Origin of the sequence: Azospirillum sp. TSH100, from assembly GCF_004923295.1 — a bacterium.
Lineage (GTDB): Bacteria > Pseudomonadota > Alphaproteobacteria > Azospirillales > Azospirillaceae > Azospirillum.
On record NZ_CP039638.1, the window covers coordinates 108,034 to 129,098 of the forward strand.

Annotated in this window: 16 protein-coding genes; 5 read left to right on the forward strand and 11 right to left on the reverse strand. The window is 69.3% G+C overall.

Translation table 11 applies throughout. From position 1 onward, the window contains the following. Positions 1–32: 32 nt before the first annotated feature. Positions 33–1,658 (forward strand): glycosyltransferase family 39 protein, encoded by a 1,626-nt coding sequence (locus E6C72_RS25920; RefSeq protein ID WP_109865300.1) that lies wholly within the window; start codon positions 33–35, stop codon positions 1,656–1,658. Here E6C72_RS25920 and E6C72_RS25925 read toward each other — a convergent pair. Further along, entirely contained in the window at positions 1,655–2,593 is a 939-nt protein-coding gene (locus E6C72_RS25925) for a glycosyltransferase family 9 protein (protein WP_109865299.1), read from the reverse strand. The two genes, E6C72_RS25920 and E6C72_RS25925, sit on opposite strands and share 4 nt — an antisense overlap. After that, positions 2,590–3,882 carry an O-antigen ligase gene (locus E6C72_RS25930; RefSeq protein WP_136700850.1) on the reverse strand — a complete coding sequence of 431 codons (1,293 nt, stop codon included), beginning with the start codon at positions 3,880–3,882 and terminating at the stop codon, positions 2,590–2,592. The genes E6C72_RS25925 and E6C72_RS25930 overlap by 4 nt, the downstream gene beginning before the upstream one ends. A 557-nt stretch (positions 3,883–4,439) precedes the next feature. Here E6C72_RS25930 and E6C72_RS25935 point away from each other — a divergent pair. After that, entirely contained in the window at positions 4,440–5,306 is an 867-nt protein-coding gene (locus E6C72_RS25935; protein ID WP_109443906.1) for a GNAT family N-acetyltransferase, read from the forward strand. A 7-nt stretch (positions 5,307–5,313) separates the two neighbouring features. Here E6C72_RS25935 and E6C72_RS25940 read toward each other — a convergent pair whose 3' ends face one another. The 3 genes from E6C72_RS25940 to E6C72_RS25950 form a co-directional block, all read right to left on the reverse strand. Further along, positions 5,314–5,805, reverse strand: a complete 492-nt coding sequence (locus E6C72_RS25940) for a GNAT family N-acetyltransferase (RefSeq protein WP_109443979.1) — start codon at positions 5,803–5,805, stop codon at positions 5,314–5,316. A gap of 56 nt (positions 5,806–5,861) precedes the next feature. After that, on the reverse strand, positions 5,862–6,134 hold the full coding sequence (locus tag E6C72_RS25945) for a GNAT family N-acetyltransferase (protein WP_109443907.1): 273 nt from the start codon (positions 6,132–6,134) through the stop codon (positions 5,862–5,864). 93 nt (positions 6,135–6,227) lie between these two features. Beyond that, on the reverse strand, positions 6,228–6,980 hold the full coding sequence (locus E6C72_RS25950; protein ID WP_109443980.1) for an RluA family pseudouridine synthase: 753 nt from the start codon (positions 6,978–6,980) through the stop codon (positions 6,228–6,230). 402 nt (positions 6,981–7,382) lie between these two features. Between E6C72_RS25950 and galU the strand changes: the two genes are divergently transcribed. The 3 genes from galU to pgmG all read left to right on the forward strand — a co-directional run bounded on the left by galU (position 7,383) and on the right by pgmG (position 11,229). Then, a complete protein-coding gene (gene galU, locus E6C72_RS25955; protein WP_109443908.1) occupies positions 7,383–8,252 on the forward strand; it encodes a UTP--glucose-1-phosphate uridylyltransferase GalU in 870 nt (289 codons plus the stop codon). 203 nt (positions 8,253–8,455) lie between these two features. After that, entirely contained in the window at positions 8,456–9,787 is a 1,332-nt protein-coding gene (locus tag E6C72_RS25960) for a UDP-glucose/GDP-mannose dehydrogenase family protein (protein WP_109443909.1), read from the forward strand. A 38-nt stretch (positions 9,788–9,825) separates the two neighbouring features. Next, on the forward strand, positions 9,826–11,229 hold the full coding sequence (pgmG, locus tag E6C72_RS25965; protein ID WP_109443910.1) for a phosphoglucomutase/phosphomannomutase PgmG: 1,404 nt from the start codon (positions 9,826–9,828) through the stop codon (positions 11,227–11,229). Between the two features lie 44 nt (positions 11,230–11,273). On the opposite strand, the gene E6C72_RS25970 is transcribed toward pgmG, so the two are convergent. From E6C72_RS25970 to E6C72_RS25995, 6 genes are all read right to left on the reverse strand, one after another. Beyond that, positions 11,274–12,401 carry an ABC transporter permease gene (locus tag E6C72_RS25970; protein WP_199228930.1) on the reverse strand — a complete coding sequence of 376 codons (1,128 nt, stop codon included), beginning with the start codon at positions 12,399–12,401 and terminating at the stop codon, positions 11,274–11,276. Positions 12,402–12,404: 3 nt separating this feature from the next. After that, positions 12,405–15,272 (reverse strand): ribosome-associated ATPase/putative transporter RbbA, encoded by a 2,868-nt coding sequence (gene rbbA / locus E6C72_RS25975; protein ID WP_109443911.1) that lies wholly within the window; start codon positions 15,270–15,272, stop codon positions 12,405–12,407. Then, complete coding sequence (locus E6C72_RS25980) at positions 15,269–16,453, reverse strand: HlyD family secretion protein (protein ID WP_109443912.1); 1,185 nt, start codon at positions 16,451–16,453, stop codon at positions 15,269–15,271. Before E6C72_RS25980 ends, rbbA begins: the two co-directional genes overlap by 4 nt. Beyond that, positions 16,450–18,057, reverse strand: coding sequence for an MBL fold metallo-hydrolase (locus E6C72_RS25985; protein ID WP_109443913.1), 1,608 nt, complete (start codon positions 18,055–18,057; stop codon positions 16,450–16,452). The genes E6C72_RS25980 and E6C72_RS25985 overlap by 4 nt, the downstream gene beginning before the upstream one ends. A 66-nt stretch (positions 18,058–18,123) precedes the next feature. Then, complete coding sequence (locus E6C72_RS25990; RefSeq protein WP_109443914.1) at positions 18,124–19,611, reverse strand: thymidine phosphorylase family protein; 1,488 nt, start codon at positions 19,609–19,611, stop codon at positions 18,124–18,126. Between the two features lie 119 nt (positions 19,612–19,730). Continuing rightward, complete coding sequence (locus E6C72_RS25995) at positions 19,731–20,795, reverse strand: LacI family DNA-binding transcriptional regulator (protein WP_247876047.1); 1,065 nt, start codon at positions 20,793–20,795, stop codon at positions 19,731–19,733. Positions 20,796–21,065: the final 270 nt, after the last annotated feature.

Sequence of the window (21,065 nt, forward strand, 5' to 3'; positions counted from 1 at the left end):
GCGGCCGACCTGAACCGTGAGCCGTGCCAATCATGATGTCTGCACCCTCCGCCTCCCGTCCCTCTCTGCTCGACCGCGTCGCGGCGGCACCCTGGTGGCTGCTCTGCGCCGGGCTGGCGGCGGCGATGGCCCTGTCGGTCCTGCTGGTCGGGTTCCGGCTGCCTTACTGGGTGCATTCCGACCAGGACCTGGTGCTGGCCTATCATGGGCTGCTGTTCGGCGACGGGCTGCCGCAGGAGTATTTCGACCATCCCGGCTACGGCTATTTCCTGGTGATCGACCTCTGGTACCGGCTGCTGCATGCGGTCGGGCTGCTGCCGGTCGCCAGCCTGTCGGCCCTGCCGCCGGGCAGCGATATCGCGGGGACCGAAGCCGTGTGGCAGTCGCTGGTCCAGGCCGGGCGGGCGCTGTCGATCCTGCTGACCGCCGCCTTCGCCGTCAGCTACGCCACGCTGCTGCGCGGGCTGGTGGAGGACCGGCGGGTGGCGTTGCTGGCCGGCATCCTGCTGGCCTTCGGCGTCGGGCTGACGGCGCAGGGGCGGCAGATGCGCACCGACCTGCTGTCGGCCGGTTTCGTCGTGCTGGGGCTGCTGCTGGTCCTGCGAGCGGTGCGGCCGGCGGACGGGCGGAACTGCGGCGGCGCGTCGCTCCTTCAATTGGCACTGGGCGGCCTGCTGGTCGGGCTGGCCATGGTGACCAAGGTGCAGGCGGTGTTCCTGGCGATGGGGTTGCCGGTGGCGGCGATCCTGTTCGGGCGGCGGTCGGAACCGGAGCCTGCGTCTGGAGCCGGCTGGGGCGTTGCCGTGCTGGCCGGGCTGCTGGCGGCCGTGGCGGCAGAGCCGGCCTTCGGGCTGATCCGGGCCGGGCTGGCCGGCTGGGGGCGGGCGGTCTATCCCTATACTCCCGTCGGCGGCGGGTTGTCGGGCGGCGGGTATCAGAGCATCGTCGCCGGCTGGGTGCTGGTCGGCATCCTGGTCCATGCGGCGGTCCACCGGGTGCCGGCGGCCCGCGCGATGGCCGGGGCGGCGGCGGTGCTGCTGGGGCTGGCGGTCGGGCTGCTGGCGCTCGACATCCGCTGGAACGAGCAGAACGCCATCGCCGTCGCGAACTTCGTCGAGCACATGTTCGTCTTCTCCTCCTGGCGGCATGGGGCGGAGTTGCAGGGCCAGGGGAACGTGGTCGGGCAGGGGACGCTGGGCCTGCTGCTGGCCGGCATCGGCAGGACGCTGGCGATCCGCACCATCGTGCTGCATCCCGACAACATCCCGCAGACCATCATCGTGGAGTGGTTCGCCCTGGCCGGGGCGGTGGTGCTGTGGCGGCGGGGGGAAAGGCTGGCGGCGGCGCAGGCCCTGTTCCTGCTGCTGGTCGCCTGGGGGCTGGAGTCGCTGTTCTCGCTGCGCGGCTTCCAGCGCGCCTATGCCGCCTATACCGACCCGCTGGCGATCCTGTCGGCGGCCTGGGTGCTGGCGCGGATGCCGGGGCTGCTGGACCGGACCAAGTCGCGGCGCTGGATCCTGGGCGGCGTGGCGCTGGTGGTGGTCGCCGCCCATGCCTGGCCGATCATTGAGACCCGCAAGCTGCCCAACCCGGTGACCCATTGCGAGTGGATCCCGATCTACATGCCCAAGGTGGCGCCGTTTCCCTTCTGCCGTTAGGAGCCTCCCAACTCCCGCGCGCGGTCCAGCGCCTCGACGACGCCGGCGCTGTCGATGTCGTTGAAATCGGGGCGGTGGTGGATCAGCACGCGCGGGCCGGTGCTGTGGATCGGGTTGGAGGCGTCGGAGAACACCACCACGGTGGGACAGCCGACCGCGGCGATCAGGTGGGTCGGGCCGGTGTCGTTGCCGACCGCGCCCCAGGCCCGGCGCGCCAGCCCGCCCAGTTCCGGCACGCTGGTGCGGTCGGTGAGGTCGACCGCCTGTGGGCAGGTGTCGGCGATGCCACGGGCGAGGTCGCGCTCGATGCCGGTGCCGATCACCGCCGGAACGATGCCGCGCTCGGCCAGCGCCGCCGCCACCTCGGCATAGCGGCGGACCGGCCAGCGCTTGTCGGGCCGTCCGGGCGAGGAGCCGGGAACCAGCAGGGCGAAGCGCTCCGGAAGGCCGAATTCGGAGATGTCGGCGTCGAGCCAGGACAGGTCCGGCGTCTCGTCCGGCACGATGCCGAACGGGGCGAGCTGGCGGACATAACGGTCGCGCACCGGCACCTTGCGCCGGCCTTCGTAGCGGTCGGGATGCGAGGCGCCATGGGCGGTGCCCGACCATTCCGGCCAGGGGCCGGGGAACAGCAGCCGGTGATAGAGGTCGGTGCGGGTCTGCGCCTGGAGGTCGTAAACGCGGTCGAACCGGTGGGCGCGCAGCATCCTGCGGATCGCCAGATAGGCGGACAGCGACCGCTCGCGCGGGTCCTCCAGCACCTCGTCGAACAGGCCGCTCATCCGGGCGAGCGGGGCCAGCGAGGGCAAAGTCAGCAGCGTCAGCCGGTCGCCGGCATGGTGGCGGCGGATGGCGGCGAAGGCTGTCTGGGCCAGGAAGAAGTCGCCGAAGGCGCCCAGCTTGATGACCAGGATACGGAGCTGGCGCTTGCTCATCGTGTCTTTTCCCCGGTACCGGCCCCGATGCGGCCCCCGATATGCGTCGCCAGCCGCAGCATCAGCGCGGCCGACAGGAAGCCTGCCATCCACCAGGGCTGCCAGATGCCGTAGGCGGTGCTGCCCATCGCCATCGCCGTGGCGAACAGGGCAAGCGCAAAGGGGTGGTCGCGGCGCTCCAGCCGGGTGGTGGCGGCCAGCAGCATCAGCAGGACAGCCAGCGCCAGCGCGGCACCCACCGCTCCGGTTTCCAGCCAGACCTGCAGGAAGGCGTTGTGGGGATGCAGCGGCAGCAGGCTGTCGCCGATCGGCGAGAACTCCGACACCGCCCCTTCCGGCGGCAGCGAGCGCGAGGCGTCGATGCCCTGGCCGAATACCGGCGTGCGCAGGGCGCGGTCCGCCGCATGACCCCAGATCTCCACCCGGTGCTGGGCGGAGCGGAAAAGCAGGCTGGAATGGTCGAGGTCGAGCGGGCCGGAGAACAGCAGGGCGGCCGGCAGCACCAGCAGGAAGGCGGCGGTCACCACGGCGGCGAACAGCCTGCGGGTCCAACGGGCCGATACGCGGGCGGCGGCCAGTGTGGCGAGCCCGGCGGCGATACCCAGCATGGCCGACCGGCTGGTCAGCGGCAGGCAGGCCAGCGCATAGCCGACCGGCACCAGCGGGGCCAGAGCCCTGCGCCCGAAGCGGTCCACCGCCAGGGCGGCTGGCCAGACCAGCAGGCAGAGCAGCGCCGCCGTCCGTTTCGGCACATTGCCGTTCAGCAGGTTGGGCAGCTGGTCGTCGGGGACGGCGTTCCACCAGCGGTTCAGCGGGAAGTCCATCGCCGCCTCCACAGCGAACAGCAATCCACCGGCCAGCCCGCCGGCCAGGAAGAGCCCGGCCAGCCGCCGCGCGTCGGCCGTCGGCAGCCCGGCGATCCAGGCGCCGCCGGTCAGCGCGCCGAGCGCGATGTAGCCGATCTCCAGCACCGTCGCGAGCGAGCGGTCCGACGGGCTCCACAGGGTGGAGGCCAGGGCCAGCAGAAGGAAGGCGCCGACGGCGGCGACCGCCGGGGTCAGCCGCAGGATGCGCCCGAGGGCGCCGCGCCGGGCCAGGCCCGCCAGCGACAGAATGAGAATGAGGATGGCCCAGACGGGCAGCCCGCGCGGCGCCAGGGCTGCCAGCGGCCCCAGTGCCAGGGCAGCGATCCCGGCCAGTCCGCGCAACACGGCATCGACACCGCCGGCGGGGGCGGAGGGTGGGGGGGCGGGGCGCGACGCGGGGGCGTCCAGGGAGTCGACGGGCATGAACTCGACGCGGATCAGCGGAAACCGGCGGGGACTTAACCGCACTCCCGCTGTGAAAGCAACGACGCGCGGTTGGCGGGAGCTGAGGGCTCCGCTGAACATTTGAAACGCCGTGGAACAGGTCCTGGGGGGCTGTTCCATCGTTTCATCCGAGGGCGGGGCGGCGGCGGGATGGGACCGGACTGGACGTTTGAAACAGCGTGAAACAGGATTCCGGAGGTGTTCCACTGTTTCATCAGGGGTGAAGCCACTGGTGGGGAACGCAGATCCGGTGAATGGCATCCGGCGGGGCATGAGGTTCCTTCCTGTTGGCTGGCAGGATGGTATTCCTATCATGGTTGTGCAGGCGTGGGGAAAGGGTGGGTGAAAATCGCGGGAGGAACGGGTCGCATGGGCTCCCTCTCCCAGTGCTCTCAGCGGATCTTCGCCCCGCCTGACGCCGTCAGCACAAACAAAGTTTGTGCGGGGGGCGGGAGAGGGCGACGGTTGCCGTCGATTGCGTTGAGGCGACGCTGACGGTTACGCTTCCTGCCGGGACTCGTCGAAGGGGGGCGAAGATGGAGCGCAGCGAGGCGCAGGGGACCGACGGCTACCGGGTTCGCGTGATGAGCCGGGCCGAGCTTGATCTGGCGGCGGACTGGGCGCGGTTGGAGGGGTGGAACCCCGGACTGCATGATGCCGGCGCCTTCCATGCCGTCGATCCGGCGGGCTTTCTGGTCGGGCTGCTGGACGGGCAGCCGGTGGCCTCGTTATCCGTCGTCCGCTATCCCGGAAATTTCGGTTTCCTCGGCTTCTACATCGTGCGGCCGGAGGCTCGCGGGCGGGGCTATGGCTGGCGGCTGTGGCAGGAGGGGCTGAGGCATCTTGAGGGCTGCACCGTCGGTCTCGACGGCGTGGTCGCCCAGCAGGACAACTACCGCAAATCCGGTTTCGTCCTGTCCCATCGCAACATCCGTTTCGGCGGCAGCGTTCCGGATGAGGAGATGAGTGGAACCGCTCTGGTGGATGCGCGGACAGTACCGTTCGACCGGCTGACCACGCTGGATGCCGAGCTGTTCCCGGCACCGCGCCCAGGGTTTCTCGCCAACTGGATCGCTCTGCCGGGCGCCACGGCGCTGGCAGCGGTAAAGGATGGCGCGGTGGCCGGCTTCGGGGTGATCCGGCCGTGCCACAGCGGCTTCAAGATCGGTCCGCTCTATGCGGCCAATGGGGGCATCGCGCGGGATCTGGTGCTGGCGCTGGGGCGGGCGGCCGGCACCGGGCCGGTGTTCCTCGACGTGCCGGAACCGAACGCGGCGGGGGTGCGGCTGGCGGAGGGTTTGGGGCTGACGCCGCAGTTCGAGACGGCACGGATGTATCTCGGGCCGGCGCCGGCGACCGATCTGGGGCGGCTATTCGGGGTGACGAGCTTCGAGTTGGGGTGAGGGCCGATCAACGCATGAACTTCACCATCAGAAGCTCGTCGATGTAGACACCGTCCACCTTCAGCGCCCGCGGCTCCGTTCCGTACGGCTCGAAGCCCAGGCGTTCGTAAAAGCCGATGGCCCGTTCGTTGGTCGCTGCGACGGAGAGATGGATCTGTTCGACATGCTCCGCCGCATGGGCGAGCAGGGCGGTCATGACCGCATCGGCCAGACCGCTGCCCCGCCGGTTCTCGCGGGCATAGACGCCCCAAAGCATGCCCTTGTGCCGTGACTTGGCCTGTGTGGGAATCAGCAACCCGGCCATGGCGTCCAACTGCCCGTCGGCGAAGCCGCCGGCGATGTATCCCCCTGCGATCCTGTCCGCAAAGCTGGAGAGGGGGCGGAAGCACTCCTCGGCATGGCCCGATCCGAACGCCTCCGGATGCCGGTGCAGGGCTTCGAGGCGAAGCGCGCGGCACGCCTCTGCATCATTCGGGAGGAGCCGCCTGACAATCATCATGCGAATACCCTCGTCCTGGGTCTTCAGGGATTTCAAGTAGCGCCTGCTGTCCTACCTCACGCCAGCAAATCGTCGTGCCGGTTGCGCCGGATCCACAGCGCGGCGTAGCTGCACAGGGGGATGATCTTCAGGCCCTCGGTGCGGGCGGTTTCCACCACGCCTTCCATCAGGCGGCCGGCGGCGCCGGTGCCGCGCAGCGACGGTGGGGCCTCGACATAGGAAATCACCAGGGTCTGGCCGTCGCGGCGGTAGTTGGCGAACGCCGTCTGGCTGCCGACCGCCAGTTCGAACCGGTTCATCGCGCGGTTGTCGGTGACCGCCTGTGCCATGCTGGGCGCTCCGTCTGTGGTGGACACTCACCCTTCAACAAGTGGGATGCGGCGGACGCTACGGCAGTTCCCCCTTTTTCGCGGAAACCGTGTTCACTCCCCCTGCCAGCCGCAGGCGGACAGCGCGTCCCGCATATGCTCCGGCGCCGGGGCGATGGTGCTGACCGGGGCATGCTCGAAGGCCATGCGGAAGGCGACGGAGCGGGCCAGCAGATGCAGGGTACCGGGCGGGCGGCGCTCGGGGCCGTAGAAGGGCTCCCCCACCAGCGGGCAGCCGATGGCGGCGCAATGGACGCGGATCTGGTGGGTACGGCCGGTGCGCGGGCGAAGCTCCAGCCAGGAGCGGCCGTTTCCGCTGCCGAGAACCCGGTACTCGGTGACCGCCGGCTGGCCGGACGGATCGGGCAGGATGGTCCAGGAGGAACGCGCCGCTCCCGGTTCGATCTTTTTCAGCAGGGGCAGGTCGATGACGCCGGTTTCCCTCTCCGGGATGCCCTCGGCCACCGCCCAATAGGTCTTCTCGACATGGCCGGCGGCGAACATCTGGCCGAAGCGCTTCAGCGCCCAGGGGGTACGGCCCAGGATCAGGCAGCCGGCGGTGTCGCGGTCCAGCCGGTGGGCAAGCTTAGGTGGCTCTCCGCCGGGCTCCGACAGGTGTGGCAGGTACAGTTCCAAATGGTCGGTGATGCGGCCGGCCTTGTGGACGGCCAGACCGGCCGGCTTGTCGATGACGAAGCATTGCTCGTCCCGGTGCAGGATACGGGCGCGCAGCTGGTCCGCGGTGAGGGTTTCCGGAACGGGCCCGTTGGGGGTAAGCGAGTCGGGGAGGGGCGAGTCGGGGATCATGCGCGGCACCATGGCCGTCGCCGGGCTGTTTGCGCAAGTATTCGCAATAAAACGTCATACGGAAAGTCAGGAAAGTCAGCAATGACGGCGGACAGGCAGCGGCACGGTGTCGCGCCGGCGGTTTCTGCCGCTTTTTCAAGCGTTCCCGCCTATGAGAAAGGTCCGGTCCCCATTCGGACCTAACGGATAAAGATCGGCTTGATTGAGGAGTTTCGGCCGGTTTTCATTTGATTTCGGCCTCAGGGACTAGCCTTTTGCCCGGTCTCGGAAGGTTTGTTGCGCAGTGACGGAAGGCGTGGCAGAAAGCCGGAACCACGGTCGTGCTTCCGCAGGCTTCGCTTGCGGTCGGGTGCCGCCGTGGAACCATGGATTTGACTTCGCCTCAACCACAAGAGACGTCCAATGCGGAAACCCGTGCGCAAGGTGGTGTTCCCGGTCGCCGGTCTCGGCACGCGCTTCCTGCCGGCCACCAAGGCCATCCCGAAAGAGATGCTGCCCCTGGTCGACCGCCCCCTGCTGCAGCACGCCGTCGAAGAGGCGCGCGCCGCCGGCATCGAGGATTTCGTTTTCGTCACCGGCCGTTCCAAGCGCGCCATCGAAGACCATTTCGACGCCGACACCGAACTGAACCGCACGCTTGAAGAGCGCGGCAAGATGGACGCGCTGGAGGAGGTCCGCCACAGCGAGATCGCCCCCGGCCGCTGCTTCTACACCCGCCAGCAGGTTCCGCTGGGCCTCGGCCACGCCGTGTGGTGCGCCCGTGCCCTGATCGGCAACGACCCGTTCGCCATCGTGCTGCCCGACGACTTCGTCCAGGGCAAGACCCCCTGCCTGAAGCAGATGGTCGAGGCCTACGAGGAGGTCGGCGGCAACATCGTCGCCGTCGTCGACGTGCCGCGCGAAAAGACCAGCAGCTACGGCATCCTGGACGTCGAGAAGGATGACGGCCGTCTGGCCACCGTCCGCGGCCTCGTCGAGAAGCCGAAGCCGGAAGAGGCGCCGTCGACCCTGTCGATCATCGGCCGCTACATCCTGCAGCCGGAAATCTTCGACCATCTGGAAAAGCAGCAGCGCGGCGCCGGCAACGAGATCCAGCTGACCGACGCCATGGCCAAGCTGATCGGCAACCAGCCCTTCCACGGCCTGCGCTTCGAAGGCACCCGCTACGACTGCGGCGACAAGGTCGGCTTCATCGAGGCGACGCTCGCCCACGCGCTGAACCGGCCGGACATGGCCGACAAGGTGCGTGCCATGCTGCGCAAATATTGCTGACCGACGGGCAGCACGCATGACGCGGTGCCCGCCCCCGTCCCCTGATCCGGACGGTGGCGGGCGCATGCGTTTGGACTGCAGTTCGACAAGAGCCGGCCGGAATCAACAAGGCCGGCCGTGAGGAACGCCTCGCGGCGAAGGCCCGCAAGGGCATCCCAGAAACATACAGGTTTTCCTGTCTTCAAGGACATGAGGGGGACGCGATGCGCATTGCGATGATCGGCACGGGCTATGTCGGCCTGGTCTCCGGCGCCTGCTTTTCCGAATTCGGCGTGCACGTCACCTGCGTCGACAAGGACGCCGGCAAGATCGAACGGTTGAAGAACGGCGAGATTCCGATCTACGAGCCCGGCCTGGACGACCTCGTCGCCCGCAACGTCGCCGCCGGCCGCCTGTCCTTCACCCTGGATTTGAAGGAGGCGATGCAGGGCGTCGACGCCGTGTTCATCGCGGTGGGCACCCCGTCGCGCCGCGGCGACGGCCATGCCGACCTGTCCTACGTCTATGGCGCCGCCGAGGAGATCGCCCAGAACCTCGACCACTACACGGTGGTGGTGACCAAATCGACCGTTCCGGTCGGGACGGGACGCGAGGTCGAGGCGATCATCCGCCGCGTGCGGCCGGACGCCGAGTTCGACGTCGCCTCCAACCCGGAATTCCTGCGCGAAGGCTCGGCCATCGGCGACTTCATGCGGCCAGACCGCGTCGTCATCGGCGCCACGTCCGACCGCGCGGGCGAGGTGATGCGCCGGCTCTACCGGCCGCTCTACCTGATCGAGACGCCGATCGTGGTGACCTCGCTGGAGACGGCGGAGCTGACCAAATACGCCGCCAACACCTTCCTGGCCGCCAAGATCACCTTCATCAACGAGATCGCCGATCTCTGCGAGAAGGTCGGCGCCAACGTCCATGACGTCGCCCGCGGCATCGGCCTGGACGGCCGCATCGGCAAGAAGTTCCTGCATCCCGGTCCGGGTTACGGCGGATCCTGCTTCCCGAAGGACACGCTGGCGCTGGTCCGCACCGCCCAGCAGGTCGGCAGCCCGCTGCGCATCATCGAGACGGTCGTCGACATCAACGACAAGCGCAAGAAGCAGATGGCCGAGCGTATCATCGCCGCCTGCGGCGGGTCGGTGGACGGCAAGACCGTCGCGGTGCTGGGCGTCGCCTTCAAGCCGAACACCGACGACATGCGCGACAGCCCGTCGCTGGACATCGTCCCGGCGTTGCAGGCGGCGGGGGCCAAGGTGCGCGCCTTCGATCCGGCGGCGATGCATGAGGCCGAAAAGCTGCTTCCCGGCGTGGAATGGGCGAAGGACGCCTACGGCACCTTGGAAGGGGCCGATTGCGTCGCTATTCTCACGGAGTGGAACGAATTCCGCGCGCTCGACCTGCGTCGGGTGAAGTCGATGCTGAAGCGGCCGGTGATGATCGATCTGCGCAACATCTACAACCCCGACGACATGGCGAAGGCCGGCTTCACCTATACCTCCATCGGCCGGCCGTCGCCGGCCGGCGGGATGGACCGCGGCTAAGGTCCAAAGACGGCGTCCAACAGAGGACTAACGAGACGATGAGCGAAGCCCATACCTTCCACCCCACGGTGCTGCGCGAGTACGACATCCGCGGCATCGTCGGCAAGACGCTGACCCCGGCGGACGCCCGCGCGGTCGGCCGCTCCTTCGGCACCGTGGTGGTGCGCAAGGGCGGCAAGACGGTCTGCGTCGGCTACGACGGCCGTCTGTCCTCGCCGGAGCTGGAGGAGGCGCTGGTCGAGGGGCTGGTTTCCACCGGCCTGCATGTCCTGCGCATCGGGCTCGGCCCCACGCCGATGCTGTATTTCGCCACCCGCGACCGCGAGGCGGCGGCCGGCATCATGATCACCGGCTCGCACAACCCGCCGGACTACAACGGCATCAAGATGATGCTGGGCAAGGGTCCGGTCTATGGCCAGCAGATCCTGGAACTCGGCACCATGGCGGCGAAGGCCGACTGGGAGCAGGGCCAGGGCTCGTCGGAGAAGATCGACGTCCAGGACGAGTATGTCACCCGTCTGCTGAAGGACTATGACGGCACCCGCGACCTGAAGATCGCCTGGGACGCCGGCAACGGCGCGTCGGGCGAGATCCTGCGCCGCCTGACCGCCAAGCTGCCGGGCAAGCATGTCCTGCTGTTCGACGAGATCGACGGCAACTTCCCCAACCATCACCCGGATCCGACGGTCGAGGCCAATCTGGTCGACCTGAAGAAGGCGGTGGCGGAGCATGGCTGCGACATCGGCATCGGCTTCGATGGCGACGGCGACCGCATCGGCGCCATCGACCACAAGGGCCGCGTGGTGTGGGGCGACCAGCTGGTCGCGCTCTATGCCGCCGACGTGCTGAAGAGCCATCCGGGCGCCACCATCATCGCTGACGTCAAGGCCAGCCAGGCCCTGTTCGACGAGATCGCCAAGCATGGCGGCAACCCGCTGATGTGGAAGACCGGCCATTCGCTGCTGAAGGCCAAGATGGCGGAGACCGGCTCGCCGCTGGCCGGCGAGATGTCGGGCCACATCTTCTTCGCCGACAAGTGGTACGGCTTCGACGATGCGCTCTATTGCGGCGTGCGGCTGGTCGGGCTGGTCAGCAAGCTGGACACCACGCTGGCAGCATTGCGCGACGGCCTGCCGGACATGGTCAACACGCCGGAGACCCGCTTCCAGATCGACGAGGAACGCAAGTTCGCCGTGGTCGAGGAGGTCAAGGGCCGCGTCAAGGCGTCGGGCGCCAAGGTCAACGACATCGACGGCGTCCGCGTGACGACCAACGACGGCTGGTGGCTGCTGCGCGCGTCCAACACCCAGGACGTGCTGGTGGCCCGCGCCGAGTCCTACAGCCATGACGGGCTGGAGCGGCTGAAGGGCGCGCTGATCGAGCAACTGGTGGCTTCGGGGCTGTCGGCGCCGTCCTTCGAGGGCGGCGGGTCGGCGCACTGAGGTAAAGTGACGGTGGGGGCGCCGGCTGACGGCGTCCCCCTTTTTTATCTGAAACTCGCCAGATGCCGCCGGAACCGGGCCAGGCTCCAAGCGAAGAACAAGGCACCGATTCCGGCCGTCGCGGCAAAGCGCGGCCACACGACGTCGAACCCTGCCCCCCGGAACAGGATCGCCTGGGCGAAGGCGACGTAATGGGTCGAGGGTGACAGCTGCATCGCTGTTTGCAGCCACTCCGGCTCGCTTTCCAGCGGGGTGAAGCCGCCGGACAGCATGTTCATCGGCAGCACGATCAGGATGAACAGCAGGCCCAGCTGCGGCATCGAGCGCGCCACCGTGCCGAGGAAGATGCCGAGGGCGGTCGCGAAGAACAGGTAGAGCGCCGTCCCGGCCAGGAACAGCGGGACCGATCCGGCCAGCGGCACCGACAGCAGGCCGCGCAGCACGGCATAGAGCGCCACCAGCGTCAGACCCAGGATCACCGCGCCGTTCGCCAGCACCTTGGCGGCCATGATCTCGGCCGGGCGGACCGGCATCACCAGCAGATGCTCCAGCGTGCCGTGTTCGCGCTCGCGGATCAGGGCGGCGCCGGCCAGCAGAACCGCCAGCATGGTGACGTTGCTGACCACCGACATGGTGCCGGTGAACCATTTCGTGTCCAGCGCCTCGTTGTAGGCGACGCGGACCTGCAGACTGACCGGGGCGGCGCTGCCGTCGGCCTCGCGGCGGACGAAGCGGCCGACCTCGTCGTCGACGATGCCCTGGATGGTGCCGGCGCCGATGCCGGCCTGCATCATCGCGGTGGCGTCGATCAGCAGCTGGATCGCCGGGCCGCGGCCGGCCAGCACGTCGGCCTGGAAGTTGGGCGGGATGTCGAGGACGAAGGTGTAGCGGGCGGAATCCATCGCCGGATCGACCTCGGCATGGCCGATCGTCGCCGGGGTCTGGAACTCGGGGCCGTGGAAGCTGGAGGCCAGCCGCTGCGACAGGGTCGAGCGGTCTTCGTCGACGATGGCGATGGCGGCGTTGCGCAGCTCGTGCGAGATGCCGGTGGCCTGGGAGTAGACGGAGAAAGTGAAGGAATAGACGACGAAGCCCAGCATGAAGACGTCGCGCAGAAGGCTGATCCACTCCTTGCGCGCCAGTGTCAGGCTGTTGCGGAGGAAGCGCATCATGGCTCAGCGCTCCTGTTTCGGCAGGAAGGCGACGCCGAGCGCCAGGAAGACGGGGATGAAGGCGGCGGTCGCCAGGATGAAGGGGATGAGTTCCGGAAAGGCGAGGCCCTTGGTGAAGGCGCCGACCGAGAGTTTCAGGAAGTGGGTGGTGGGAAACAGCGTGCCGAACAGCCACGCCCCGCCTTCCAGGGTGGAAACCGGTTGCAGCATGCCGGAGAACTGCGTGGCCGGCAGCATGGTGAGGATGGCGGTGCCGAACACCGCCGCCGTCTGCGTCGCGGTGAAGACGGAGATCAGCAGGCCGAGCGCCGTGGTCGCCACCACATAGACCAGCCCGCCGAGCAGAAGCCCCAACAGGCTGCCCTTCACCGGCACGCCGAACAGGGTGACGGCCATGACCACCATCAGCAGCAGGTTGAAGGCGGCCAGCCCGATATAGGGCAACTGCTTGCCCAGCAGGAATTCCAGCCGCGTCACCGGGGTGACGTAGAGGTTGGTGATGGAGCCCAGTTCCTTCTCCCGCACCACGCCGAGGGCGGCGAGGATGGCGGGGATGAAGACCAGCAGCAGGCCGATGGTGGCGGGGACCATGGCGTCCAGGCTGCGGAAGGCCTGGTTGTACCGGTAACGCATCTCCAGCGTCGCGGCTGAGGCGGGCAGGGTGACACCGGAGGCGGTGGCGGCATCCTGGATGAAGCGCTGGTGCAGGCCGGAGACGTAGCCCTGGATGGTCTCGGCGCGGAACGGCATGGCGCCGTCGATGCGCACCGCCACCTCCGGGATGCGGCCACGGCGGAGATCGCGGCCGAAGCCTTCGGGGATCTCGATGGTCAGCGATGCCTCGCCGCGTTGCAGGCGGAGCGCGAGGTCATGCGCGTCGATGGCCGGCGGGGTGGCGCGGAAGCTGCGGGAGCCGTCGAACTGCTCGACATAGGCGCGGCTTTCGGGCGAACGGTCGTGGTCGAGGACGGCGAAGGTCAGATTCTCGACATCCATGGTGATGCCGAAGCCGAAGACCAGCATCAGCAGGACGGTGCCGAGGAGGGCGACGGTCAGGCGGACCGGGTCGCGGCGCAGTTCGAGCGTCTCGCGCCAGGCGTAGGCGAGCAGGCGGCGGCGGGAGAGGGGGGAGGAGTGAGGTCTCCTCTCCCCCCCGCTCACGCGCAAACGAAGTTTGCGCTGACGCGACAGGCGGACCTCCGGTCCGCCGAAAGCGGGGAGAGGGTTAGGGTGAGGGGGATGCGCTGCGGCACTTTCCCTAGAATCCTCGCTGTGCGTCCCCCTCACCCCGACCCTCTCCCCGGGGGGGAGAGGGAGGTTCTTCGGGGTGTCGAGTCGAGCATTCTCCGCCTGCTCCATGAACCCGATGAAGGCATCGTCCAGCGTTTCGGCCCGCTGCTGGTGGCGCAGGTCGTCAGGGGGGCCGGCGGCGATGACGCGGCCGGCGTTCATGAAGGCCACGCGGTCGCAGCGCGCCGCCTCGTTCATGAAGTGGGTGGAGACGAAGATCGTCACGCCCTGGTCGCGCGACAGCGCGATCAGGTCGCGCCAGAACTGGTCGCGCGCCACCGGATCGACGCCGGAGGTCGGCTCGTCGAGGATCAGCAGTTCCGGCCCATGCAGGATGGCGACGGCCAGCGACAGCCGCTGCCGCACGCCCAAGGGCAGCCGGTCGGCCACCGCGTCGATGTAGGGGGACAGGCCGAAGCGCTCGACCAGCGCCGCCAGCCGGGCGTCGGCATCGGTCAGGTCGAACAGGCGGGCGTGCAGGTCGAGGTTCTGGCGCACCGTCAGCTCGCCATAGAGCGAGAAGGCCTGCGCCATGTAGCCGACGCGGCGGCGGCTCTCCAGATCGGTGGCGTCCACCGGTTTGCCGAACAGCCGCGCCTCTCCCGCCGTGGCGGGCAGCAGGCCGGTCAGCATCTTCATCGTGGTGGTCTTGCCGCAGCCGTTGGAACCGAGAAAGCCGAAGATCTCGCCGCGGCCGATGCGGAAGCTGATGTCCGACACCGCGGTGAAATCGCCGAAGCGGCGGGTCAGGCCGATCGCCTCGATGGCGGGTTCGGCGCCGGCGGGCTCGGGCGGGCGGGGCGGGACGGTCAGGCGTTGGTGGCCGCGCCGGGCATCCTCCGGCAGCAGGGCGACGAAGGCCTCCTCCAGATCGGCGGCCCCGGTCTGAGCCTTGATCGCGGCGGGGGTGTCGTGGGCGAGCAGGCGGCCGGCGTTCATCATGACGACTTGGTCGAACCGCTCCGCCTCGTCCATGTAGGAGGTGGCGACCAGCACGGTCATGCCGGGCCGGCCGGTGCGGATGCGGGCGATCAGGTCCCAGAACTGCCGGCGGGACAGCGGATCGACGCCGGTCGTCGGCTCGTCGAGGATCAGCAGGTCGGGATCGTGCAGCAGGGCGCAGCACAGGCCGAGCTTTTGCTTCATGCCGCCCGACAGCTTGCCGGCCGGGCGGTCGGGGAAGGGGGCGAGGCCGGTGGACTCCAAGAGGTCGGCGATGCGGCGCCGGCGCTCGGCGGCGTCGAGGCCGAAGAGCCGGCCGAAGAACTGGAGATTCTCGGCGACGCTGAGGTCGGCGTAGAGGTTGCGGCCCAGGCCCTGCGGCATATAGGCGATGCGCGGCTGGAGGGCGGCGCGGCCACGCCGGTCGGAAACGTCGGTGCCGAGCACGCGGACGCTGCCGTCTTGCACCTTCTTCGCGGTGGAGATCAGGCCGAGCAGGGTCGATTTGCCGACGCCGTCCGGGCCGATGATGGCGACGCTGGCGCCGGCGGCGATGTCGAGCGAGGCGTCCTCCAGCGCCACCGTCCCGCCATAGCGGTGCCGCACGCCCGACAGCGAGACGGCGGGGGCGGGCGTCATGATCTTTCGCCGGCAGGGATGTTCCCTCTCCCCCCCGGGGAGGGGGAGAGGGTGAGGGGGGAGCGTGGGGTGGATTGAGGGATGACTGAAGCCTGATCAGAGCGTGCAGCATTCTCGGCGAAGTCACGCAGTGCGTCCCCCTCACCCCGCCCCTCTCCCCGGGGGGGAGAGGGAGGATTCTGGGGGGGAGAGGTCGTTTCCCGCGTCAGTTTCGACTCCAGCCAGTCGGGCCAGACCGCCTTGTCGTCCAGCTTCACATAGGCCATGCCGGTCAGGCCGGTCTTCACCCGCTCGATATAGCGGGTCACCAGCGCTTCCGGGACGCGGGCCTTGACGCGGAACATCATGCGGTCGCGTTCGGACTTGGTCTCCACCTGCTTCGGCGTGAACTGGGCGCGCGGGGCGACGAAGGTGACGGTGGCGGGAATCGCGGTGTCGGGAACCGCGTCCAGCAGGATGCGGGCCTCGGCGCCCAAGGCGAGGTTCCCCGCCGTGTCGGTCGGCAGGAAGACGGTCATGTAGACGTTCGACAGATCGAGCAGGGTCGCCGCCTTGCCGCCGGCCGCCAGCACCTCGCCGGGTTCGGACAGGCGGTAGAGCACGCGGGCCTTGCGCGGCGCCTTCAGCACGCCGTCGGCGACCAGATCGGCCAGCCGGTCGACGTCGCCGGCCGCGGCGGCGATGGCCTCCTCGGCGCTGGCGAGGTGGCTCTTGGCGGCCTCCAGCGCCGCGTCGGCGGTGCGGCGGCTGTTGCGGGCCTGATCGACCCGCTGTTCGGCGACATGGCCCTTGCCGAACAGGATCAGCGCCCGCTCCATCTCCTTGGCGGCAAAATCGGCCTCGCTGACGCGCTGGGCGACCAGGGCGGTGGCTTCCTCCCGCGCGCGGCGGGTCTGGCGCAGCTGGGCCTCGGCGGAGCGGAGCTGGGCCTCCAGGTCGCGGGTGTCGAGCGTGGCGATGACGGCGCCGGCCTCCACCAGATCGCCTTCCTCGACCGGGATGGTCAGGACGCGGGCGGCGTATTTGGTGGCGATGTCGATCTCGTTCGCCTCGATCCGGCCGTTGCCGGAGGCGAAGCCGGCCGGCAGGCGGTTGCCCTGCATCGCCCGCCAGCCATAGGCGGCCCCGGTGCCGAGGATCGCCAGCAGGGCGACGGCAATGAGGAGTCGTTTCAGAGTCATGGCTGGGTTCCTTTCCCGGCTTTCTCGTTATGGTCGAGAGCGCCCATCACGCCGGCGAGGATGCGGGTGCGCGCGGCATCGTCGGGGGCGGCGTCCAGCGTGCGGCGCAGCGCCAGCAGCGCCTCGGCATAGTGATTGTGCCAGTCGAGGCCGGCGGCAAGGTCGGCCGGGGCGAGGCGCGGATGGCGGTCGGCCGGGGCCAGCGGGCAGGGGGTGGCGAGGTCGACGCGGTCGTCCAGCGCCGGCTGGGCGATGCGCTCCGCCGCCCAGCCCTTGTCGAGCAGGGTCTGGCGGATGGCGGCGCGGGCGGGTTCCTCGCCATGGACCAGGAACAGGCCGTGGCCGACGCCGTGGCGGGCCGCCACCCAGTCCAGCAGGGCGCTGCGGTCGGCATGGCCGGAATAGACGTCGATGGAGCGGACCTTCGCCTTGATGGCGATCTCCTCGCCGTGGATGCGGACGCGGGGCGTACCCTCCTGCAACAGGCGGCCGAGTGTGCCGGGAGCCTGGTAGCCGACCAGCAGCACGGTGTCCTGCGGGCGCCACAGGCGGTTCTTCAGGTGGTGGCGGATGCGGCCGGCGTCGCACATGCCGCTGGCCGCCATGATGATGGCGCCGCCGGAAATGCTGTTCAGGCGCTGGCTTTCGGGCACGCTGCGGACATGGTGGAAATTGGCGCGGGTGAAGGGGTCGCCGTCGGTCTCCAGATCGGCGAGATGGCGGCGGAAGACGCCGGTCACCGCGTCGGCCAGCGGCGAATCGAGGAAGACGTCCACCGCCGGCAGCTGGCCGCTGTCGAACAGGCGGTCGAGGTCGTAGAGCAGTTCCTGCGTGCGCTCCACCGCGAAGACCGGGATCAGCAGGACGCCGCCGGCCGCCAGAGCCGCGGACACCTCGGCGCGCAGCACCGCCTGCCGGCCGGCCTCGTCGAGGTCGGTGCGCTCGCGGTCGCCGTAGGTGGTCTCCAGCACCATCCAGTCCGGCCGCTCCGGCCCGTCGGCATCGGCGTGGAAGCTCTTGCCGCCGGGGCCGAGGTCGCCGGAGAACAGCAGGCGGGTGGGGGCGCCGGTGCCATTTGCGGCCTCGACCTCGATGGAGGCGGAGCCCAGGATGTGGCCGGCCTGCCAGAAGCGGGCGCGCAGGCCGGGCAGGATCTCGGTCCAGCGGTCGTACTCGACGCGGCGCAGCCGGCGCAGGCTGCGGATGGCGTCGTCCTGGGTGTAGATCGCCTGCACCGGCGGACGGCCGCGCTGGCGGTTGCGGCGGTTGAGGCGCTCGACCTCGCCTTCCTGGATGTAGCCGCTGTCGGGCAGCATGTATTCCAGCAGGTCGACCGTGCCGCCGGTGGCGTAGATGCGGCCGCGAAAGCCCAGCCGCGTCAGCTTGGGCAGCAGACCGGAATGGTCGATGTGGGCGTGGGTCAGCAGGACGGCTTTTATGGCGGCCGGATCGAAGGGGAAGGGGCGGTAGTTCAGTTCCCGGATCGTCTTGGTGCCCTGGAACATCCCGCAATCGATCAGCACGTCGCCTTCGGGCGTGGACAGGCGGAAGCAGGAACCGGTCACCGTTCCGGCGGCGCCATGGAAGGTCAGCGACAGGGACATTGGTCGGCTCCTTGTTGAGTTCTCCCTCTCCCGCCCCGGAAGAGGGCATTTTTTGTCACCCCACCGTCACCCCACCGCCACCCCGCTGTTCTCCGCCGCAAAGGCCTGGGCGAAGGTGAAGTCGGCGTTGGTGCTGGCGTGGATGCGGTACAGCGGTTCGCCCCGGCGCACGCGCTCGCCGACCTTGCGGAGAAGATCGATGCCGGCGCCCTTGTCGGTCGGCGCGCCGGCAAGTCGGGCGATGCGGGCGAGGCGGTAGCAGTCGAGCGACGACACGATCCCCTCGGCTGGCGATGCGACCTCCGCCACCAGCGAGCCGAGGGTCGCCACCGCGGGCGGCGGCCCCTGCATCGCGATGATGCGTTCCATTGCGGCCAGCGCGGCTCCCGACTCCAGCAGCTCGCGCGCCCGGCGGTTGCCGCTGCCGCCGCGGACGGCGGGGTCGAATTCCAGGATGCGGCCGGACAGCAGCAGGGCGCGCTCCCTCAGGTCGGCGGGCCCGGCCGGATCGTTGCGCAGCACCGCCATCACGTCGCGCGCCTCCAGCACCGGGCCGATGCCGCGCCCGACCGGCTGCGAACCGTCGGTGATCGCCACCTCCAGCGTCAGGCCCAAGCGGTCGCCGACATGCTCGAACAGCTTGCGCAGGCGCACCGCCTCGCCCGCCGTGCGGATCTTCGCGCTGGGGCCGACGGGGATGTCGATCAGCAGATGGGTGGAGCCGGCCGCCACCTTCTTCGACAGGATGGAGGCGACCAGCTGCTCGCGGGTGTCGATGGCGAGGGGGCGCTCGACCGAGATCAGGATGTCGTCGGCCGGCGACAGCCGGACATGGCCGCCCCAGACCAGACAGCCCTTGGCCTCGCGCACCAGGGCCTGCATGCGTTCCACCGGCATGTCGACGTTGGCCAGCACCTCCATGGTGTCGGCGGTGCCGGCGGGCGACGTGATGGCGCGCGACGAGGTCTTGGGAATCGGCAGGCCATGGGCGGCGACGATGGGCACCACGATCATCGAGGTGCGGTTGCCGGGGATGCCGCCGATGCAGTGCTTGTCGGCGATGGTTCCCAAATCCTGCCAGTGCAGCCGGGTGCCGGCGGCGATCATGGCGCGGGTCAGGCCCAGCACCTCCGCCGTCGTCATGAAGCTGGCGCAGGCGATCAGGAAGGCGGCGATCTCGATCTTGGAGTAACGCTGGTCGGTGACGTCGCGGATGATCGCGGCGAGCTGGTCGTCGGTCAGGGCGGCACCGCCGACCTTGGCACGAACCAGCTCGAAGCTTTCCGGCGGGGTGGGCGGGACGAGATGGACGGCGGAGCCCTCCGCCAGTCCCAGCTGGCCGAAGGCGGGATCGGACAGGCCGATCTCGTCGGGGCCGACGATTGCGGGGTCGTCGACGATGTTCAGCACCGCCAGCAGGGAGCGGCCGTCATTCCGCACCTCCACCCGGCCGAGCCCGAGGAAATCCTCGACATGGTAGCGGGTGCAGCGGCGGTTGAGGAAGGCGACGTTCTCCCGGACGGTGTCGATCGCCAGATGTCGAAGCGTCAGCATGCGTACAGTCTAACGCCGGCCCGGCGCGTCAGCGTCGCCGAGCCTGCGCGTCAGCCATGCCGGCCCTTACGCCTTGCGGTTGATCCGGATCATTGGCGGGACGGAGGGGGTGTGCTTCCTCACGTGCTCTCCCGCGCGATGAAGGTCAGCCCGAGGTCGAGGCGCCGCTGCGGCGGCTCCTTGCCGTCCATCAGGTCGAGCAGCATCGCCGCGGCGTGCCGGCCGATGGCGTAGCGCGGCGTGGCGACGGTGGTCAGGGTCGGTGTCGTCCAGGCCGAGGCCGGCAGGTCGTTGAAGCCGGCGACGGCCAGCTGCTCCGGCACGCGGATGCCGCGGCGCTGGCATTGGAACAGGGCTCCCTGCGCCAGATCGTCGTTGCAGAAGAAGACGGCGTCGCAGTCGCTGTTCTCCGCCATCAGCCGGTCGATCATCGCCGCACCGAGTTGGATCGAGGACCGGTCGGGCAGGCGCCAGACGCGCGTCTCGTCATAGAGCCCGGCCTCCTCCAGCGCGTGGCGGTAGCCGTCGAGGCGGGAGAGCGTGCGGGGATCGAGCTGTACCGCGACGAAGCCGATTCGGCGATAGCCGCGCGCCAGCAGGTGGGTGGTCATCAGCCGGCCGCCCTCCTCCTGGGAACAGCCGACGCTGTGGCTGTCGGGGTCGTCCAGCAGCTCCATCATGTGGACGGTCGGGCTGGACAGCGCCGACAGGTAGGTGCGGGCGACCGCGGTGTGGTCGGTGCCGGTCAGCAGCAGGCCGTCGGGCTGGAACTGGAGGTAGGTGCGGATCAGCCGCTCCTCCTCCTCCGGCGAGTAATGGGTGACGCCGATCAGGGCGCGGTAGCCGCGCGGCAGCAGCATGTCGTGGATGCCGGCCAGCGTCTCGACGAAGACCATGTTGGTCATCGACGGGATCAGCACCGCCACCGTCATCGACCGCGCCGAGGCCAGGGCGCTGGCGGCCTGATTCGGCACGTAGCCCATCGACTGCGCAGTGTCGAGGATGCGCTGGCGGAGATCCGGCGCCACCAGCTCCGGCCGCTTGAAGGCACGCGACACCGTGATGGCGCTGATGCCCACGCGCTCCGCCACATCCGCCATCGTCGCGCGCCCGGTGCGCGAGGAGCGCGGCTTGCGCGTCTTGATCGCCGAAGGTGCAGCCCGATCATCGCCATGCGTCGTCACAGGGGAAATGTCCTTCCGATGCCGGCCGCCGCGGCCAGGAGGCGCACGGGATGGCCGGGTGGTAGTGTGTAGCACGGCCGGCCGGAGCCGCCAGTCCCGCAGAGCCGCCGTTCGCGGAGGTCTGCTTCACGGACCCTTCGTCCTCCGGCTGCCGCTCCCGCGGGCAAGTTTGTCAGTAACTCAAACAAATCTCTTTACGCGCATCCAGGTTAGCGCTAACAGTAGCGGCATCCCGTCTCGACCTCATCCGTACAAACCGGCTCCCGTGGC

Excerpts from the sequence above, each read along its gene's own strand:
- E6C72_RS25920 (WP_109865300.1), top strand. The coding sequence starts at position 33 with ATGATGTCTGCACCCTCCGCCTCCCGTCCCTCTCTGCTCGACCGCGTC.
- E6C72_RS25925 (WP_109865299.1), bottom strand. The coding sequence starts at position 2,593 with ATGAGCAAGCGCCAGCTCCGTATCCTGGTCATCAAGCTGGGCGCCTTC.
- E6C72_RS25930 (WP_136700850.1), bottom strand. The coding sequence starts at position 3,882 with ATGCCCGTCGACTCCCTGGACGCCCCCGCGTCGCGCCCCGCCCCCCCA.
- E6C72_RS25935 (WP_109443906.1), top strand. The coding sequence starts at position 4,440 with ATGGAGCGCAGCGAGGCGCAGGGGACCGACGGCTACCGGGTTCGCGTG.
- E6C72_RS25940 (WP_109443979.1), bottom strand. The coding sequence starts at position 5,805 with ATGATGATTGTCAGGCGGCTCCTCCCGAATGATGCAGAGGCGTGCCGC.
- E6C72_RS25945 (WP_109443907.1), bottom strand. The coding sequence starts at position 6,134 with ATGGCACAGGCGGTCACCGACAACCGCGCGATGAACCGGTTCGAACTG.
- E6C72_RS25950 (WP_109443980.1), bottom strand. The coding sequence starts at position 6,980 with ATGATCCCCGACTCGCCCCTCCCCGACTCGCTTACCCCCAACGGGCCC.
- galU (WP_109443908.1), top strand. The coding sequence starts at position 7,383 with ATGCGGAAACCCGTGCGCAAGGTGGTGTTCCCGGTCGCCGGTCTCGGC.
- E6C72_RS25960 (WP_109443909.1), top strand. The coding sequence starts at position 8,456 with ATGCGCATTGCGATGATCGGCACGGGCTATGTCGGCCTGGTCTCCGGC.
- pgmG (WP_109443910.1), top strand. The coding sequence starts at position 9,826 with ATGAGCGAAGCCCATACCTTCCACCCCACGGTGCTGCGCGAGTACGAC.
- E6C72_RS25970 (WP_199228930.1), bottom strand. The coding sequence starts at position 12,401 with ATGATGCGCTTCCTCCGCAACAGCCTGACACTGGCGCGCAAGGAGTGG.
- rbbA (WP_109443911.1), bottom strand. The coding sequence starts at position 15,272 with ATGACGCCCGCCCCCGCCGTCTCGCTGTCGGGCGTGCGGCACCGCTAT.
- E6C72_RS25980 (WP_109443912.1), bottom strand. The coding sequence starts at position 16,453 with ATGACTCTGAAACGACTCCTCATTGCCGTCGCCCTGCTGGCGATCCTC.
- E6C72_RS25985 (WP_109443913.1), bottom strand. The coding sequence starts at position 18,057 with ATGTCCCTGTCGCTGACCTTCCATGGCGCCGCCGGAACGGTGACCGGT.
- E6C72_RS25990 (WP_109443914.1), bottom strand. The coding sequence starts at position 19,611 with ATGCTGACGCTTCGACATCTGGCGATCGACACCGTCCGGGAGAACGTC.